This window comes from Spirosoma radiotolerans (assembly GCF_000974425.1).
Taxonomy (GTDB): domain Bacteria; phylum Bacteroidota; class Bacteroidia; order Cytophagales; family Spirosomataceae; genus Spirosoma; species Spirosoma radiotolerans.
The window spans coordinates 2,984,968-3,002,851 of record NZ_CP010429.1 but is presented as its reverse complement, the minus strand read 5'-3'; the positions used below and the strand labels follow the sequence as shown (position 1 = coordinate 3,002,851).

Here is a 17,884-nt window from a genome sequence, read left to right as displayed (position 1 = left end):
TAAAAGTAAAATGCCGGAACACAGTCTTATATCGCCCCAACCTCAACCGGCTCCAGCGGCAGCAGAGCGAGAGATCGTGTCGCTTGACTCCGTCAGCCAGAAACCCTATTTGACGGGCTTCCAACGCCTACCCATCCAGCGCAAACTCACCGTCGGGGCCGTCGATGACCCCCTGGAAGCCGAAGCCGACGCGATGGCCGACCGCGTCATGCGCATGGCCGAACCCTCGTTCATCCAGCGTAAGTGCGCCCATTGTCAGGAAGAGGAACAACTCCAGCGCAAACCGACGGCGTCGTTCATCCAGCGAAAAACCGATGCAGGCGGTACTACGGTCAGCGAATCCGTTAGCCGTCAGATTCAGACCCGGCAAGGCGGGGGCAGCCCTTTACCGACGCCCACAAAAACGTTTATGGAAAGCCGCTTCGGAGCAAACTTCTCCAATGTGCGGATTCATTCGGATGCCGAAGCTGCGGGCCTATCCACGCGCCTGAATGCCCAGGCGTTTACTGTGGGCAGCGACATCTTTTTTAACGCCGGGAAATTCTCGCCTGACACATCGACGGGCAAAGCGTTATTGGCCCACGAACTCACCCATACGGTGCAGCAAAACGGAAGCCTTAACCGGCTTATTCAGCGAACCGTGGATCAGGTAGAAGTCAACTGCGCCGACAGTCAGATCCGGTTTAGCCACGACGGTACCAGCACGGATTACGCACTCGATCATTGTCAGGTAACTGATGGCACCTACGATGCAGCTGTTAGCTTGGGGCTGAACCGGGTCGAATTTGACCTGGGAATCGTGCCACAGGGTACTCAATTTGATTTTGGCTATTCCGTAGCGCCCGGCCAACCTACCCCGAATACTTTCTTTCAAAACCAGAGACGGGTTCCGGTTATCTGTACCAACACGTCAAGATCAGCCGCCGGTTTCGGGAATATTCAGTTTAACGCCAGGCAATTGACGCCCCAGGAATTTTACGACCTGACAGGCAATCCGGTGGATACGATTCAGGAGGGAGTCATGGTTCCTCTGTCAAATTTACTCAACCGGTCACTGCCTTCAGTCGTCGGGCCTGCCGGAGCAGGGGCCAGTTATTATTCGCCAACACCCTGGTCATTTATTCCGAGAGATACAACGGGCGTTCTTTGGACCCAGGGCCACACCTCTATTTTCGCAAATCCCCAAGGTGCCTTCTCGCCCACGATACGAGGGTATCGGGGAAATCTGGGGTATTACCTGGGTGAGATGCTTCCGATTATAGGACGACGGTTTACGGTGAGATTACATGAAGGTGTGCCGGGCAGCTTTGCAAATGATGCCTGGTTTCCGCTGATGCCCGGCGATCAGTATTATGTGTTTGCTAATCGATCCTGTTCCCAGGCCGATGCATTTGCCGCCCAACTACAGGCTACTCAGTATGGCGGAGAGTATACATACAGTCCTCCGCGCTCTACGCCAGACCCCATCCTGGGCCCCGTCCGACCGACGGAAGCCGGTTTACGTAGCGAACTTGTCTCTAGAGGTCAGGCTCCTTTATGTACCAACAACTGCATAACCGTACCAACGGCCGAGATTGAAGCCGCTATTGGCACCCGGCCCACCACGACCAGCGGAGTAGATGTGATGACTGGTCGGGGGCCAAATGGGATGGTTGATCCGCATTATGCAGGCCGTGGACGACTAATGACTGATGCCATGAGCGAAGGACCGCTAGCGGAAGGACTTAGTCGGCTGCGAATCCAGGTAACACCGGGAGCATCAGCCAGTATGTTCCTGATTCGGGGCGGTGGCCGGGTCATGCTCGTTTATGGGATCTACCATACCGAAGAACGAATCAGAGGGGCCATTGGAACGGGCCAACTGCCTACTGTTATTAGCGAAGAAGCCGGAAGCTGGACGGGTGGCATATTGGGGTCAGCTTTAGGGGGAGCCGCTGCTGGTGCCGTATTCTGTGCCCCTACCGGCCCCCTGGACGCCGTTTGTGTAGTAGGTGGCTTCGTCGGTGGATTATTGTTTGGTGTAATTGGCGGTACAATCGGGCATGAGGTTGGTAATTTTGTCGGCGAGAATGTAGTAACTCCGGTGGTGGATAAGGTAGAAGAAGTAGAACGCGACTGGACCAGAAACATTTACAATCTATATGGGGTGCCACACTTTTAGGGTAGTTGTGCAAACAACGAAGACGCGACTTTTCCTGGATTACGTTCCAAATTTTATTCACATGCCAATCGACGCTTTTCGATGAGTTTTACAGCCCCCTTCCATTCGCCAATTGACTAGTCAAACGTGTCAAAACAGTCATAGTTTCGCTGCCGAATGATCTTTCCGTCAGCGTAGTCAAAAAACTGAGCGAACGTAGTCTTCATTTCGCCACCGGCCGGAATCTGACCAATGGGAATAGCCAGTACTCCCCGCCAGATCACTTCGACAATTACCACATTGTTGCACCAGCATCCACGATCCCCTTTCCCACTACGAATCGGCTAATCAAACTGCCCTTTTTTAGATTTCCCGGTTCGTATCGGCCAATAGGCTGAAGCAGGGCCATATTTTCTTTATTTTTACACTCATTGAACAAGGAAATAATTCAGGATACAACTCAAAAAGCATGAATAGCGCAAACAACAAAATTCTAATTACCGGCGGTGCATCAGGTATCGGTCTGGGACTTACCGAACGGTTTATCCAGGAAAATAATACGGTTATTATTTGTGGACGTAGAGCCGCTGCCCTCAACGAAGTGGCCACCAGATTTCCGTCCGTTATCACCCGAGTATGTGATTTATCCAAAGCTGCCGAACGACAGGCGCTTTACCAATGGATTCAGGAAGAACACAGCGACTTGACGGTGCTGGTAAATAACGCGGGTATTCAACAATGGATGTCTGTTGCAGATGATGACTTTTTTGAGCGGGCTAAAGAGGAAATTCAGGTCAACATCGAAGCACCACTTCATCTGGCCTCGCTATTTATTAAGCTGCCCTCCCTGACGGCCATTATCAATGTAACGTCGGGGTTAGCCTTTGTTCCGCTTACCAAAGTACCCGTCTATTCGGCTACGAAAGCGTTCTTTCACTCGTTTACCCTCTCCCTACGTGCGTTGGTGAAGCCGAGAGGCATCGAGGTGATCGAACTAATTCCGCCTGCGCTCAATACAGATCTGGGCGGAAAGGGACTGCACGATCAAGCCCCGCCCGTGAGCGCCTTTATCGACGCCATTTTTGAGCAGTTGAAACAAGGAAAGATAGAACTAACTTTTGGGTTTAGCGAGGCCATGACTAAAGCCTCCCCAGATGAACTACGTGCAGTATTCGACCGAATGAACCCCATTGTCTAACAGATTACCTGCCCGCACGGTCCTACTCCAGCATGACAGAGCTGAGTTCGTCTTCAGAGCATCAATCGATCGTGCCGTCGAGAAAAGCAGCCAAAATTCTATTCAAATGCGGCATAGGTTGTTCTTTATGGCGTATGTTTGGCGGAAAAAGAAATCCGTACTACTGTCGAGTTTATGTAAACACTTTACCATCAGACGAGTGTATTATTTAAACGAGCTAGTTGAAGGAACGAGTGCAGGGCTAACAAGCGCCAACTATACCTTATGCCCCAACACGTACGCAGATCACCTTCTTCCGACAACCTAACACAGTTAATAATTCACCTTGAAACAACCTGACCTCTTACACAAGGCGCTCATTGTGAGTAGAAAGAAGAACGGGATAACAAAATCATTAATTATATGGATTAGATAAATGGGAACGTTACTATTTCCTAAAAGTTAAATTTGCAAACGCCGAACAACGTTATTCGCTCCATCTGAGCTCGTTACGACCTTTTACTTTGAAAACAGAAACTTCCGGTAATCATTACCCTTTCCTGGCTGGTGGTGGCGAAATGGGGCACCTAACCCGCACCTTTGACTGGCAAACAACGCCCCTTGGTTCACCGGACACCTGGCCGTTGAGTTTACGAACAACGCTGGGCATCGTGCTGCATTCGGCCTTTCCCATGTTTCTGTTTTGGGGAAAGGAGTTGATTTGTTTCTACAATGACGCTTACCGACCCAGCCTCGGCATCAGCGGCAAGCACCCTGCTCTGGGCAAATGCGCTCAGGCCGTATGGCCCGAGATCTGGGCATTTATTGGGCCGCTGATTGAGCAGGTCATGACGACCGGCGAGCCCGCCTGGTTTGAGGATCAGTTGTTGCCTATATACCGCAATGGTCAGCTTGACGACGTTTACTGGACGTTCAGCTACAGCCCCGCTTATGGCGATGATGGCCAAATTGGCGGAGTATTGGTCACCTGCACCGAGACGACGGAACGCGTCCGGACGTTGCACAAGCTGCAAACATCGGAACGGCGTTTTCAGAACCTGGTGCAGGAAGCATCCGTCGGAATCATCATCCTGAGTGGTGAAAATATGGTGGTGGACGAGGTAAACGATGCCTACGCTCAATTGATTGACCGCAAGCGTCATGAGCTTACCGGAAAACCCTTGTTCACCGTCATCCCCGAAACGGAAGCGGTTTTTCGACCTATCATCGACAGGGTCCGCACCAGCGGAGAACCGCTTTACCTCTACGGTCAACCGTACACGGTTTATGTCAATGGAGCCGAGAAAGAAGGCTTTCTCAATCTCATTTATCAACCGTATCGGGAGCAGGATGGCAACATCACCGGCGTTATGGTACTCTGCCAGGACGTGACCGGGCAGAAAAAAGCCGAACAGTCGTTGAAAGAAAGTGAACAGCGGTTTCAGTCGGCCGTTGCCGCCGTGCAGGGCGTCTTATGGACCAACAATGCGGTAGGCGAAATGGAGGGTGAGCAACCCGGCTGGACTGCCCTCACGGGACAAACCTATGAAGAGTATCAGGGCTTTGGCTGGTCGAAGGTCGTTCATCCCGATGACGTTCAGCCAACTATCGATGCCTGGGCAATCGCTGTCCGGGAGCAGAAGCCCTTTATCTTCGAACACCGGTTACGGCTCAAAGACGGCACCTGGGGCATTTTTTCCATCCGGGCCATGCCCTTATTCGATGCACACCATTCGGTTAAAGAATGGGTTGGTGTACATACGAACCTTACTGAGCAGCGCCGGGCCGAAGCAGCACTGCGCGAAAGTGAAGCCCGGTTCCGGAATTTAATTGACGTGGCGCCTATAGCCACGGCCATCTTCCGGGGGCCCGAACACATTATTGAACTGGCGAATGACGCGCACCTTGAGTTATGGGGACGACGGGCCGATGAGGTGCTGAACAAACCCCTGTTTACTGCCCTGCCAGAAGCGAGTGGGCAGGGCTTCGAAGAAATACTGGCGCAGGTGCTGACCACCGGAGAGCCGTTCTTTGCCAACGAACTACACGCTCCCCTCGTTCGAAACGGGAAGTTGGAAACGGTTTATTTCAACTTTGTGTACCAGGCCCTTCGCGAAGCGGATGGCACCATCACCGGTATCATTGTCGTGGCCAATGATATTACCGAACAGGTGAATGCGCGCAAGAAGGTCGAAGAAAGCGAAGCCCAAATCCGTAGTCTGGTCGAAAGTGCCCCTTTCCCCATTGCGGCTTATACGGGCCGGGAGATGCGTATTCAATTGGCGAATCAGTCGATTCTGGACATTTGGGGAAAGGGAAATGATGTCATTGGCCAGCGGTATGCCGATATACTCCCGGAACTGGAGAATCAGGAAATCTTTGACCAGTTGGATGGTGTCTATATGACGGGCATTCCGTTTCATGCCAAAAATCAGCGGGTCGATCTGGTTGTCAATGGCCAATTGACGCCGTATTTTTTCAATTACAGCTTTACTCCGCTTTATGACGCCAGTGGCAAGGTGTATGGAGTCATGAATACGGCTGCGGACATAACCGACCTGGCCCTGGCAAAACAGCAGGTCGAAGAAACCGGCGCGACCCTGCGGGATGCCATCGAACTGGCCGAGCTGGGAACCTGGCAAATTGACCTGAAAACACGCATTCTCGACTATTCGGAGCGACTGCGTGGGTGGTTTGGCATCGGCAAAGACGAGATCATCACCCCCGAACGGGCCTACCAGCCTGTGCGGGCGGAAGATCGCCCACGCGTTCAGGCAGCCATTGCCCACGCCATCGCACCCGGTTCCGACGGCATTTATGACATTGAATACACGCTAAATCCCGACGAAACGGGCCGGGAACGGGTGCTTCATATTCAGGGGCGGGCGTTCGTCAACGATCAGGGTGAAACGTATAAGTTAAGCGGAACGGCGCAGGATGTTACCGAGCAACGGCGCCTGCAGCAGGAACTGGAGCGTCAGGTACAGGAACGCACAGAAGAACTGGAAGCTACCAACGAAGAGCTACTGGCCAGTAGCGAAGAACTGACTGCCACCAATGAGGAACTGACCGAATCGAATCAGTTGCTGGTTCGTTCTAATGAAAACCTGCAACGGTTTGCCTATGTAGCCTCCCACGATTTGCAGGAGCCACTGCGCAAAATTCAGCAATTCGGGGATCTGTTAAAGACGGCCTACGGAGATCGGTTAGGCAACGAACTGGGGTACCTGGAGCGGATGCAGTCAGCGGCCAGCCGAATGTCGGTGCTGATCCGGGATTTGTTGAATTTTTCGCGCATTTCGACCCAGCGAGAAACGGGTGAACCCGTTTCTCTGAACCAGATTGTGCAGACTGTACTATCCGATCTGGACTTAGTCATTGAAGAAACCAGCGCGCAGGTGTTCGTGGAGCCGTTGCCCACGGTGATTGGCGATGCCCTGCAATTAGGCCAGTTGTTCAGCAACCTGTTGAGTAACTCCCTCAAGTTTCGGCAGCCGGGGGTCCCTCCCGTGATTCGGGTGCAGGCCGACCTGATTGGGGCAGACCAGTTGCCGACGGGGGTCAAACCCATCCGAACGGCTCTGACGTATCAACGCATTCAGGTTGTGGATAATGGCATTGGCTTCGACGAGAAATATTTGGATCGCATCTTTCAGGTGTTTCAACGGCTACACGGCCGGAGTGAGTTTGTCGGTACGGGCATTGGGCTGGCCATCTGTGAGAAGGTCGTTGTGAATCATGGCGGGGCCATTACTGGCACCAGCAAGCCCGGACAGGGCGCCACATTCAGCGTTTATTTGCCTACTTGACCCGGCTAGCCGAGTTAGTTTTCGGCCTTTGCCAGCTAAATGAATTAGCTATTCACCGCTGGCAAAGGCCAAAACGCAGTTACTGCCAGCCGCCACCCAGCGCCCGATATAACCCAACCAAGGACAGGAACTGCGCCCGTTTTGTCTCGATCAGAGCCAGTTCAGCATCCAGTACACTCCGCTGGGCCGTAATTACTTCCAGGTACGTGGCATAGCCAACGACAAACAGTTCATTGGACGTGGTGGCTGCCTGCCGAAGCACAGCCACCTCCTGGCGCTGAAGATCAGCCACATTCTGGTAGTTGTCAAGGCCTTTCAGGTTGCTAACCACTTCGCTGACGCCCGTCAGAACGGTTTTCTGATACGCAAAATAGGCCTCCCGGCTGCGGGCAACCGATACGGCATAGTTTCCTTTCAGCAACCGCCGATTGAAAATTGGTGCAGCCAGTCCACCTACCACACCAGCCGCTATAGAGACTGGATTCAGGAGAGACGAAAGGCGGAACGCGTTCAGGCCCACGTAAGGCGTCAGGGTCAGCGAGGGTAAAAACTCGGCCTGGGCAACGGCAATATCGATATTAGCCGCTTCCAGTTCACGCTCAGCCTGCCGGATGTCGGGCCGACGGCGCACCAGCTGAGCCGGTAAACCAGCCATGACCAGCGCCGGAATCTTCTGGTCTTCAATCGATTGTCCACGGACAATCGGCTGCGGATACCGCCCTAACAAGGCATTTAACTGGTTCTCCGCTTCGGCAATTTCCTGCCGAACCCGCCCTTCCAGACTGCGGGTATTGAGCAGTTGCGCGGTGAACTGCTGCACCGCCAGCTCCGTGACCCGGCCGGCCGCTTTCTGCACATTGACCAGTTCGACGGCGCGCCGTTGCAGGGCTTCGTTCTCCCGAATGATTTCCAGTTCAGCATCGAGCGCAAGGAGCGTGTAATAAAGCCGCGCAACCTCGCCCGTGAGTGCCGTAACAATCAGATTACGACCCTCCTGCGAAGCGAGTAAACGGGTGTAGGCAGCCCGGCGACGATTCCGGAGTTTCCCCCAGATATCCAGTTCCCACGAACTGCGCAGGCCCAAAAAATAATCGGGTGTGGGATTGGGAATCCGGCTTTGTCCGGCAATATTTTCGGACAAGTTGGTATCGTAATTGCCCACGCCGTTCATCGTGTACTTCCCGTATCGATCAACTCCGGCGGCTGCCACCGCATTCACGCTGGGCAGCAGGGCGCCCCGGCTGATCTGGTAGGTAGCCTGCGCCACCTCGATCCGCTGCATCGCCATCCGCAGGTCGGGGTTTTGCGCCAGGGCTGTATCAATCAACCGGACCAGGTTTTGATCAGTAAAGAGCGTTTGCCGGGAAAGGCTCCCAATTGTCGTCGAATCGGTACTCCCCGAAAACGATATGGGCAATTGAACCGCCTGGGTTTTCTGAGGGGTATGTAAAATCTGGCAACTGCTTAGACTAAGCAGAAAAAGCAGGAAGCCGAATCGATAGATATGCTTACGCTTGTTCAAGTAGGGCACCATTGGTTTTTGCAGATGAGATGTGTGGTTGAGGTTCGTCGTCGACCGGCGGATTTTTGGGGGCAAATCGCTGGGCCAACTTTGCAAACAGGATATATAAGCCGGGCACGAGCACCAGCCCGAACACGGTTCCGATGAACATGCCGCCGGCAGCCGCTGTCCCGATGGAGCGGTTGCCCAGCGCACCGGCCCCGGAGGCCACGCAAAGCGGAATGAGTCCGGCAATGAAGGCCAGCGACGTCATCAGAATGGGACGCAGCCGCGTTACGGCCCCCTCGATGGCCGCCTTTACAATAGGCAGCCCTTCCTGCTGGCGCTGATTGGCAAACTCCACGATCAGGATAGCGTTCTTGCCCAATAAACCAATGAGCATAACCAGCGAAACCTGAGCGTAGATATTATTTTGCAGCCCGGCCAGTTGCAGGCACAAAAACGAGCCAAAAATTCCAGCCGGTAACGAGAGGAGTACGGACAGCGGTAAAAACAAGCTCTCATATTGCGCGACCAGCAGCAGGTAGACGAATACCAGACAGATCAGGAAAATATAGATCGCCTGATCGCCCGACAACACTTCTTCCCGCGACATCCCCGACCAGGCAAACGAGTAGCCTCTGGGCAGCACTTTATCGGCTACCTCCTGCACGGCACTCAATGCATCACCACTACTATACCCCGGTGCCGGATCGCCGTTGATGAGCGCCGACATGTACATATTATAGCGGGTAATCTGCTCGGGCCCGTACACCCGTTTCAAGCTGATAAAATTGGAGAAAGGCACCATTTCGCCCGCGTCATTCTTGACCCGGAGGCTCAGCACATCCTCGGGTTTGGCCCGGTATTCGGGCGAGGCCTGCACCATCACTTTGTACATTTGCCCAAACCGAATGAAGTTGGACGCATAATAGCTGCCCATCAGGGTCTGCAGGGTTCCCATGGCGTTGTCAATCGAGACACCTTTCTGAGCCGCCTTATCCTGATCGACCTGTAACAGATACTGCGGAAAACTGGGGTCGAAACTGGTGAAGGCATCCGCGATTTCAGGCCGTTTTTTCAGCGCGGCAATGAATGCATCGGCTACTTTTTTGGTCTTTTGCAAGTCGCCGGAACCCGTCCGGTCCAGCATTCGCAGTTCAAAACCACTGGAATTCCCAAAACCGGGCACGGTCGGTGGCGGGAAAAACTGGATACTGGCATCCTGAATCGTCTTCGTTTTCTCCTGCAGAGCCTCGATCACCTCGTCTAGCGTTTGCGTCCGGGCATCCCAGTCTTTGAGGTTGATCATGCCCATGCCGTACGACGCGCCCACGCCGTCGGTCATCAAACTAAAACCGGCCAGCGTCGATACGTTTTCGACGGCGTCCATCTTCGAGGCTACCTGCTGCACTTTGTCCAGCACATCTTCCGTCCGCTTGACGGTTGCGCCTACCGGGGTCGTCACGTTGACGTAGATCATGCCCTGATCTTCAGTTGGAATGAATCCGCTGGGCAGAACCGAACTAATTCCCCAGGTCCCCCCGACAAATAACAGAAACATAGCAATCGTTACCGCTCCTCGACTGGCTACCCGCCGGAGTACTTGCTGATAACGCCCCGTCAGTTTATCGAAGCCCCGGTTGAAGCTGGCGAAGAAACGCCCCAACAGACCCGTGGGCGCCGTATCGTGCGTCGACCGAAGCAGTAACGCGCATAAAGCGGGGGTCAGGGTGACGGCGTTCACCCCGGAAATAACGATGGCGACGGCCAGGGTGAGCGAGAACTGCCGATAGAAGATACCCACGGGTCCCGACATAAACGCCACGGGAATAAACACCGCCGACATCACCAGCGTAATGGCGACCAGGGCGCCACTGATTTCCTTCATGGCCGCAAACGTGGCGGCCCGTGGTGACAGATGGCTGTGTGCAGCTGCGGCTTCAGCCATCTTGGCGTGAACGGCTTCTACCACGACAATGGCATTATCGACCACAATCCCAATGGCCAGAACCAACGCAAACAGGGTGAGCAGGTTGATAGAAAACCCAATCATACTCATGAACGCAAACGCACCCACCAGCGCCACCGGTACGGCCAGGGCACAAATGAGGGTTGAGCGCCAATCCTGCAAAAACAGAAACACGACCAGAAATACCAGCACGAACGCTTCGATCAGGGTACGGATTACTTCGTGAATGGAGGCATCCAGAAAGCGGGATACATCATACGCGAAGTTGTAGGTCATGCCCGGCGGAAAGTTCGACTGCTTCAACTCTGCCATCCGCGTCTTCACATTGTTGATCACGTCGCGGGCGTTGGAACCGGGGCGCTGCTTGAGCATGATGGATGCCGACGGGCGCCCATCGGTCTTCGACAGCACGTCGTAATCGAGCGAGCCAAATTCAACCTCGGCCACATCTTTCAGGCGCAGAATCGAGCCATCGGCTTCAGCCCGCAGCACCAGGTTTTCGTATTGCTTGGGTTCAAAAAACTTACCGCTATACCGAAGTACGTACTGGAGCATCTGCGGAGCCCGGTCGGCACTTTCGCCGGCTTTACCAGGAGCGGCTTCGACGTTCTGCTTACGAATGGCAGCAATCACCTCATCCGGCGATATATCGTAGGCGGTCATCCGGTCGGGTTTGAGCCATACCCGCATCGAGTACTCCCGCGACCCCATGATGTCGACAAATCCCACGCCATCGATTCGTTTGAGTTCAGCCAGCACGTTGATGTCGGCGAAGTTGTAGATGAACTTCTCATCGACGGTTGGGTCATCACTGAATATGTTGAGGTACAGCAACATACTGTTCACCTCTTTTTCAGTCGATACACCCGCCTTGATTACTTCTTCGGGCAACTCATCAAGCACGGTTGTTACCCGGTTCTGCACGCCCATGGCCGCTAAATCGGGATCGGTACCGACGTTGAAGAAAACCTGAATGATGGTACTGCCATCGTTGCCCGAAACCGAGTTCATGTACACCATGCCCGGAACCCCGTTGATGGCCCGCTCCAGTGGCATGGCCACCGCCTTGGTCGCTACTTCGGCATTCGCACCGGTGTACTTGGCCGTTACCGTCACAGAAGGCGGCACAATATCGGGAAACTGCGTAATGGGTAAGCCCGTCAGGGCCAGCACTCCGAGCAGGGTAATGGCAACCGATATGACCGCCGAAAGCAACGGTCGCTTGATAAATAAATTGAACATGAGAAGTCGGTTTACGTGGGTCGGTTTGTGGTTTACGGTTTTGGGTTTGTGGTTGGCCGACGCATGTATAGCTTCGCGCCAGCAACCATAAACCACAAACCCGTAAACCACAAACCGTTATTGTTTGGCAACTGCGTTCTGTGCGGATACGCTATCAGTAGAAATGGAGCGAGGAATGATCCGAGCCCCATCACGAATGTTCTGAATACCCTCATAAACGACCCGCTCACCGGCTTTCAGACCCGACAGCACAATGTAATTACTGTCGACCCGCCCCTGTGGCACAAAACTTCTTGTCTTAACCTTGTTGGCCGCATCGACTACATACACGTAGTTCTTGTCCTGCACTTCAAAAACCGCCTTTTGCGGTACCAGAATGGCATCACTGACGGCATTGGCCAGACGAATCTTACCGGACGACCCGTGCCGAAGCAGCTTATTCGGGTTGGGGAAACGCGCCCGGAAAGCAATGGTCCCGGCCCCTTCTTCGAAGATACTTTCCATGGTTTCAATCCGTCCCTTATAAGCGTAGGGCGTCTCATCGGCCAGCACCATCTCGACTTCCTGACCATTCCGGCCGTCGCGGGTGGGGTTCTTTTTGAGGTAATTCAGGTATTCTTTCTCCGACACATCGAAGTAGGCATATACTTCCCGAACATCCGATACAGTCGTCAGCAGGGCTCCCTCTTCGATCAGGCTGCCCATTTTGAACGGAATCCGGTTGATCGTTCCATCAAACGGCGCTTTGATACCCGCATGCGACAGGCGAAGCGCGGCCGTAGCCCGTGTCGATTTTTCTTCATCGATAGCGGCTTTAGCGGCTTCCAGTTTTGCCTTTGCCAGCTCCAGCTCCGAGGGCGATACAATTTTTTTCTCCACGAGCAACTGCACCCGCCCCATCTCGACTTCGGCCGTTCGGGCATTGGCGACGGCGCTTTTGAGGTTGGCGTTGGCCCGGTCAAACTCGGCCTGGTATTCAGCTTCGTTCAATTTGAAGAGCAGTTGCCCCTTATGAACCATCTGGCCTTCATCCACATATATCTTCTCTAAATAGCCAGACACCCTAGCCCGTATTTCAACGTTTTGAGTAGCTTCCAGACGACTTACGTAATCCCGTTTAAGCGTCGTGTTTTGCCGCGTCAATTGCACCACGGGCAGGGTGAGCGTTTCGGACTGCTCGGTTTCCGATTCCTTGTTCTTTGTTGCACAGCCTGTCATCAGCAGGCTGGCGATCAGGATAATCAGACTTAGCTTGTTTTTCATAAATCCTGGGTATAAATCCATATGGGCAACACAATGGGAATTTATCGTTCCCTTACCGCATTCCCTGGCGCTATCCTTGACTAAACAGGGGTAGCGATTGCCTATAAAGTGAGTGTTTTCTAGATAATTCCGTGTGTCCGTCAACGCAACATCCAGCCGCATCAAGGGACAAAGCAAACAACGCCCTATCAACTTAAGATTGACTTAAGTAAACCTTAGAAACTCCTTAGTAAGCGCCAATACCAGGCACAAATGACTGAAATACCCGAGCCTGAACCATTGGATACCAGGAGTAAGGCAACAAGCGTTCTACCAAACGATGGCGTTCGGTCGAGCACGGAGGCCAATAAAAGAAGTCGATGACAAACCGGCCAAAGGGCTGGTTTACGCGTAGACTTGAGGGGGCGGGGCAATTATTTCCGAGACAGGTGCGGGAAGGAAAACCGTTGGGAACGGCAAACTGTCTGTCGTTAGATAGTGAATCGACGGCATGAGCGGGGTGAAGATGAATAGATGGACAAAGACGTAGTCCTTCTCCAGTTCAGCAAATTCCGAATCGTCGTCCGGATCATCGTGTTCCGGAATGGCATTGGTGATTTCCAGGCAGGTTTCCAGAATAAATTCGCCTATGCTTTCTATCTTATTGACCGACAAATCTTTATGATAAGCCGTAGCCCGCCCCGTTGACGCCAACCGGTCAGGTGTATCCAGGCTTATGTTAATGACATGAAAGGCCATCAGAAAGCATAGGATTCGGTATAGCAGAAAGTTATATTGGCGTTTGTTCATATCGATTCGCTACCAAATGTAAATCAGCGAAGTCGAAAACTCAACCCCTGTAAGATCAGATCGTTATAAAACTTGGATTAAGCTAACAGAATCAGAGATAGATTAAATTTAGATTAAAATCTTTTTAACATCGTATGACTTTATTGCCAATTTTGGCCGACCATCCCTACCTGACACCGATACGAACCTGGTACGAAACCTCGTTCCCGGCAGATGAACGACGTAGCTTTCAGGCCCTTTGCCAACTCCTCCCCTGCGCTGCTATGCACCTCCGCGGATTGGTCGTCCAGGGCCAACTTATTGGATTTATTCTCTACTGGCACTGGCCCGATATGCTCTTTGTCGAACATTTTGCTATTGATCCCGCTCAACGGGGGAAGCAATATGGCCAACAGGCCCTCAGTCAGTTATTGCTTCTGGAAAGCAAAAGCCCCTATGTTCTTCTCGAGGTCGAGCTACCCCAAGACACAAACAGCCGTCGACGGATTCAATTTTATGAGCGGCAGGGTTTTTCCGTGAACCCCTTCAGCTATGCCCAGCCTCCGTATCAGGCCGGAAATCCATCTATACCGATGCATCTGATGTCCATACCCGCCATTTCGGACCACGACACGTTCGACTCACTAAGTAAGCTCATTAAAGAACGAGTTTATGAACGGTTTTATTGATGGGCACGAGGTTCCAGCCTCGTGCCCATCAATAAAACAGCCCGACCATTATTGGCCGGGCTGTTTTTTGTGGCGTCAACTTACCTACGCGTTCTGCTTCATCCGAATGATGTTCAGGGCGGCACCCGCTTTGAACCATTCGATCTGACCTTCATTGTAGGTATGATTGACGGGGAATTCATCCGTTGTCCCGTCGGCGTGGTGCAGCACGATTTCGAGCGGGCGACCCGGTGCGAATTCGGTCAGACCATCGATGTCGATAACGTCATCTTCCTGAATCTTGTCGTAGTCGGCAGGATTGGCAAACGTTAAGGCCAGCATGCCCTGCTTTTTCAGGTTGGTTTCGTGAATCCGGGCAAATGACCGAACCAGAATGGCCCGAACACCCAGGAAACGAGGCTCCATGGCCGCATGTTCGCGGGACGAGCCTTCGCCATAGTTTTCGTCACCTACTACAATCGACCCGATACCAGCGGCTTTGTAAGCCCGCTGAACAGCCGGTACTTCGCCGTATTCACCGGTTAGCTGGTTTTTTACGCTGTTGGTCTTCTCGTTGTAGAAGTTCACAGCGCCGATCAGCATGTTGTTGGAGATATTGTCCAGGTGACCCCGGTATTTCAACCACGGACCCGCCATCGAAATATGGTCGGTTGTACACTTGCCTTTCGCTTTGATCAGTAGTTTCAACCCTTTCAGGTCGGTTCCTTCCCAGGGCGCAAAGGGAGCCAGCAACTGCAACCGGTCTGAGGTGGGGCTCACCAGCACCTGTACCCCCGAACCATCTTCGGCAGGGGCCTGATAGCCAGCGTCATCAACGGCATAGCCTTTCACCGGCTGCTCAATGCCCTGTGGTTCATCCAGTTTCACCTGCTCACCGTTTTCATTGGTCAGCGTGTCGGTCATGGGGTTGAACGTCAGGTCACCAGCAATGGCGAAAGCCGTCACGATTTCGGGCGAGGCCACAAAGGCGTGCGTGCTGGCGTTGCCGTCATTCCGCTTGGCGAAGTTCCGGTTAAACGAGGTGATGATCGAGTTTTTGCGGGTCGGATCGTCCATGTGACGTGCCCACTGCCCAATACAGGGACCACAGGCATTGGCCAGCACCACCCCGCCGATTTCTTCAAACGTGTCCAGCAGACCATCGCGCTCAGCCGTGAACCGAACCAGTTCCGAACCGGGCGTAACCGTGAATTCGGCTTTGGTTTTCAAGTGCTTGGCCGTTGCCTGAGCCGCTACCGACGCCGACCGGGTCATGTCTTCGTAGCTGGAGTTGGTGCAGGAACCGATCAGGCCTACTTCCAGTTTGGCGGGCCAGTTGTTTTCTTTTACCGCTTTGGCGAAGTTAGACAGCGGCCACGCCAGATCGGGGGTGAATGGCCCGTTGATGTGGGGTTCCAACTCCGACAGGTTGATCTCGATCAGTTGATCGTAGTACGAAGCGGGATCGGCGTATACTTCTTCATCGGCACGCAGATCGGCTTTAACGGCCTGCGCAGCATCGGCGATGTCGCCCCGGTTAGTTGCCCGGAGGTAGTCCCCCATTTTATCATCATAACCGAAGATCGAGGTCGTGGCACCAATTTCGGCACCCATGTTGCAGATGGTTCCTTTACCAGCCGCCGACAGGGTTTCGGCTCCTTCGCCGAAGTACTCGACAATGCAGCCAGTTCCGCCTTTTACGGTCAGGATACCCGCTACGCGCAGGATAACGTCTTTTGCCGACGACCAGCCACTTAGTTTACCGGTTAGTTTAACCCCGATCAGTTTCGGCATTTTCAACTCCCAGGCCAAACCCGCCATCACGTCGCAGGCATCGGCACCGCCAACCCCGATCGCGATCATACCCAGTCCGCCCGCCATGGGCGTGTGCGAATCCGTACCGATCATCATACCCCCCGGAAAGGCGTAGTTTTCCAGAACGACCTGGTGAATAATTCCTCCGCCTGGTTTCCAGAAACCGATGCCGTATTTATCCGAAACGGACGCCAGGAAATCATATACTTCTTTGTTCTTGTTTTTGGCAATATCCAAATCCTTCTCGGCCCCTACTTCGGCCTGAATCAGGTGGTCGCAGTGAACGGTAGACGGGACAGCTACTTTGGGCCGGCCAGCCTGCATAAACTGCAGCAGCGCCATTTGAGCGGTTGCATCCTGCATGGCTACGCGGTCGGGCGCAAAATCGACATACGCTTTACCCCGCTCGAATGCCTGGGTGGTTTCACCGTTGAAGAGGTGACTATACAAAATTTTCTCCGACAAGGTCAGCGGTTTGCCGACCGCCTGCCGGGCGGCTTCGACGCGTTTGCCGAGGTTAGCGTAAACGCGCTGAATCATGTCTAAATCAAAAGCCATAGCAAGTAGGAATAAAAAAACGGATTACTGAACGGTATACTCTCTTAGAAACAACCAAGGAATCTTGAAAATGGATTCCGGTTATGGGGTCAAAATTAGAAGATTCTGACTCGTTTTGGAAATATTCCCACGAATGGATTATAAACAGGGCTAAACTAAGGTAGAAACAACCTAAATAAGGGTGCTTCCATGTCGCCGGGTAGCACTAAATGGAGAATAAACTTATCTTGGCGATTAAAATCACGTTAATCGATTATCCAACCTCATCACTGGCGCAAATGTATTGACGCACAGCCTCCATTCCGTATGAACAAAAAAAACATCCTCCTCTCCGTTGCTGCCCTGCTAGGCCTTAGCCTTGCTATTTCATCCTGCGGTAACGACGAAAACCCGACCATCTCCTCCACAACGACCCGGTTCGGGGCTACCTTAACCGGATTGGGCGAGAAGCCAACCTCCACGACATCTACGGCGACAGGCACGTTTGTGGGTAATCTGGATGAGACAACCCGCGTACTTAGCTACACAGTCACGTACGCTGGCTTCAATGAAGCACTGACCGGTGGTCACTTACACCGAATTGATTCAACGAAGACGGATGGAACCGGCCCCGTTGACATTCCTTTCCCAAGTTTAACGTCTCCAATCATCGGTAGCACATCGGCGCTAAGCCCGCTTCAGGTTTACCGGATTAAGGCTGGCCAATATTACGCCAACCTACATACAAAGACCTATCCAGGTGGTGAGATTCGGGGCGAGGTAAGAAAACAATAGTCTGTTTCGTTTACTGCGGTGTGCTGTCAGATGCTTACATCTGACATGGGAGGTTTCTTAAAACCTATAAACAAGGTTTTAAGAAACCTCCCGTTTTTTATTCTCACCGGGCTAAAACGGCAGCGGCCATCCGGCGCAAAACAGTCAGCCAGATTAATCCGGCGAGAATAGAAAAAGATGTCAAATTGATACTAACC

General features: G+C 53.1%; 11 protein-coding genes. 5 read left to right on the top strand and 6 right to left on the bottom strand.

Annotated features, from left to right (window positions below):
- The first annotated feature begins 10 nt into the window (after nt 1–10).
- The gene (locus SD10_RS28745; protein WP_082111583.1) at nt 11–2,161 is read left to right on the top strand and encodes an eCIS core domain-containing protein; all 2,151 of its coding nucleotides are present in this window, start codon (nt 11–13) and stop codon (nt 2,159–2,161) included.
- A gap of 116 nt (nt 2,162–2,277) precedes the next feature.
- On the opposite strand, the gene SD10_RS29655 is transcribed toward SD10_RS28745, so the two are convergent.
- Nucleotides 2,278–2,439 carry a nuclear transport factor 2-like protein gene (locus SD10_RS29655; RefSeq protein WP_158500563.1) on the bottom strand — a complete coding sequence of 54 codons (162 nt, stop codon included), beginning with the start codon at nt 2,437–2,439 and terminating at the stop codon, nt 2,278–2,280.
- Between the two features lie 170 nt (nt 2,440–2,609).
- Between SD10_RS29655 and SD10_RS12130 the strand changes: the two genes are divergently transcribed.
- Nucleotides 2,610–3,338 (top strand): SDR family oxidoreductase, encoded by a 729-nt coding sequence (locus SD10_RS12130; RefSeq protein WP_046574033.1) that lies wholly within the window; start codon nt 2,610–2,612, stop codon nt 3,336–3,338.
- Nucleotides 3,339–3,895: 557 nt separating this feature from the next.
- Complete coding sequence (locus SD10_RS30075; RefSeq protein WP_052731167.1) at nt 3,896–7,126, top strand: PAS domain-containing protein; 3,231 nt, start codon at nt 3,896–3,898, stop codon at nt 7,124–7,126.
- A gap of 79 nt (nt 7,127–7,205) precedes the next feature.
- Here SD10_RS30075 and SD10_RS12120 read toward each other — a convergent pair whose 3' ends face one another.
- From SD10_RS12120 to SD10_RS12105, 4 genes are all read right to left on the bottom strand, one after another.
- Nucleotides 7,206–8,660 carry an efflux transporter outer membrane subunit gene (locus SD10_RS12120; RefSeq protein ID WP_046579419.1) on the bottom strand — a complete coding sequence of 485 codons (1,455 nt, stop codon included), beginning with the start codon at nt 8,658–8,660 and terminating at the stop codon, nt 7,206–7,208.
- On the bottom strand, nt 8,635–11,841 hold the full coding sequence (locus tag SD10_RS12115; protein ID WP_046579416.1) for an efflux RND transporter permease subunit: 3,207 nt from the start codon (nt 11,839–11,841) through the stop codon (nt 8,635–8,637). Before SD10_RS12115 ends, SD10_RS12120 begins: the two co-directional genes overlap by 26 nt.
- A gap of 117 nt (nt 11,842–11,958) precedes the next feature.
- Nucleotides 11,959–13,104 carry an efflux RND transporter periplasmic adaptor subunit gene (locus tag SD10_RS12110; protein ID WP_046574032.1) on the bottom strand — a complete coding sequence of 382 codons (1,146 nt, stop codon included), beginning with the start codon at nt 13,102–13,104 and terminating at the stop codon, nt 11,959–11,961.
- Nucleotides 13,105–13,488: 384 nt separating this feature from the next.
- On the bottom strand, nt 13,489–13,893 hold the full coding sequence (locus SD10_RS12105; protein ID WP_046574031.1) for a hypothetical protein: 405 nt from the start codon (nt 13,891–13,893) through the stop codon (nt 13,489–13,491).
- 134 nt (nt 13,894–14,027) lie between these two features.
- Here SD10_RS12105 and SD10_RS12100 point away from each other — a divergent pair, with 134 nt between their 5' ends.
- Nucleotides 14,028–14,561, top strand: coding sequence for a GNAT family N-acetyltransferase (locus SD10_RS12100; protein ID WP_046574030.1), 534 nt, complete (start codon nt 14,028–14,030; stop codon nt 14,559–14,561).
- 84 nt (nt 14,562–14,645) lie between these two features.
- On the opposite strand, the gene SD10_RS12095 is transcribed toward SD10_RS12100, so the two are convergent.
- Complete coding sequence (locus tag SD10_RS12095) at nt 14,646–16,913, bottom strand: aconitate hydratase (protein WP_046574029.1); 2,268 nt, start codon at nt 16,911–16,913, stop codon at nt 14,646–14,648.
- A 306-nt stretch (nt 16,914–17,219) separates the two neighbouring features.
- On the opposite strand from SD10_RS12095, the gene SD10_RS12090 reads away from it, so the two are divergent.
- A complete protein-coding gene (locus tag SD10_RS12090) occupies nt 17,220–17,687 on the top strand; it encodes a CHRD domain-containing protein (RefSeq protein ID WP_046574028.1) in 468 nt (155 codons plus the stop codon).
- The last annotated feature ends 197 nt before the right edge of the window (nt 17,688–17,884 follow it).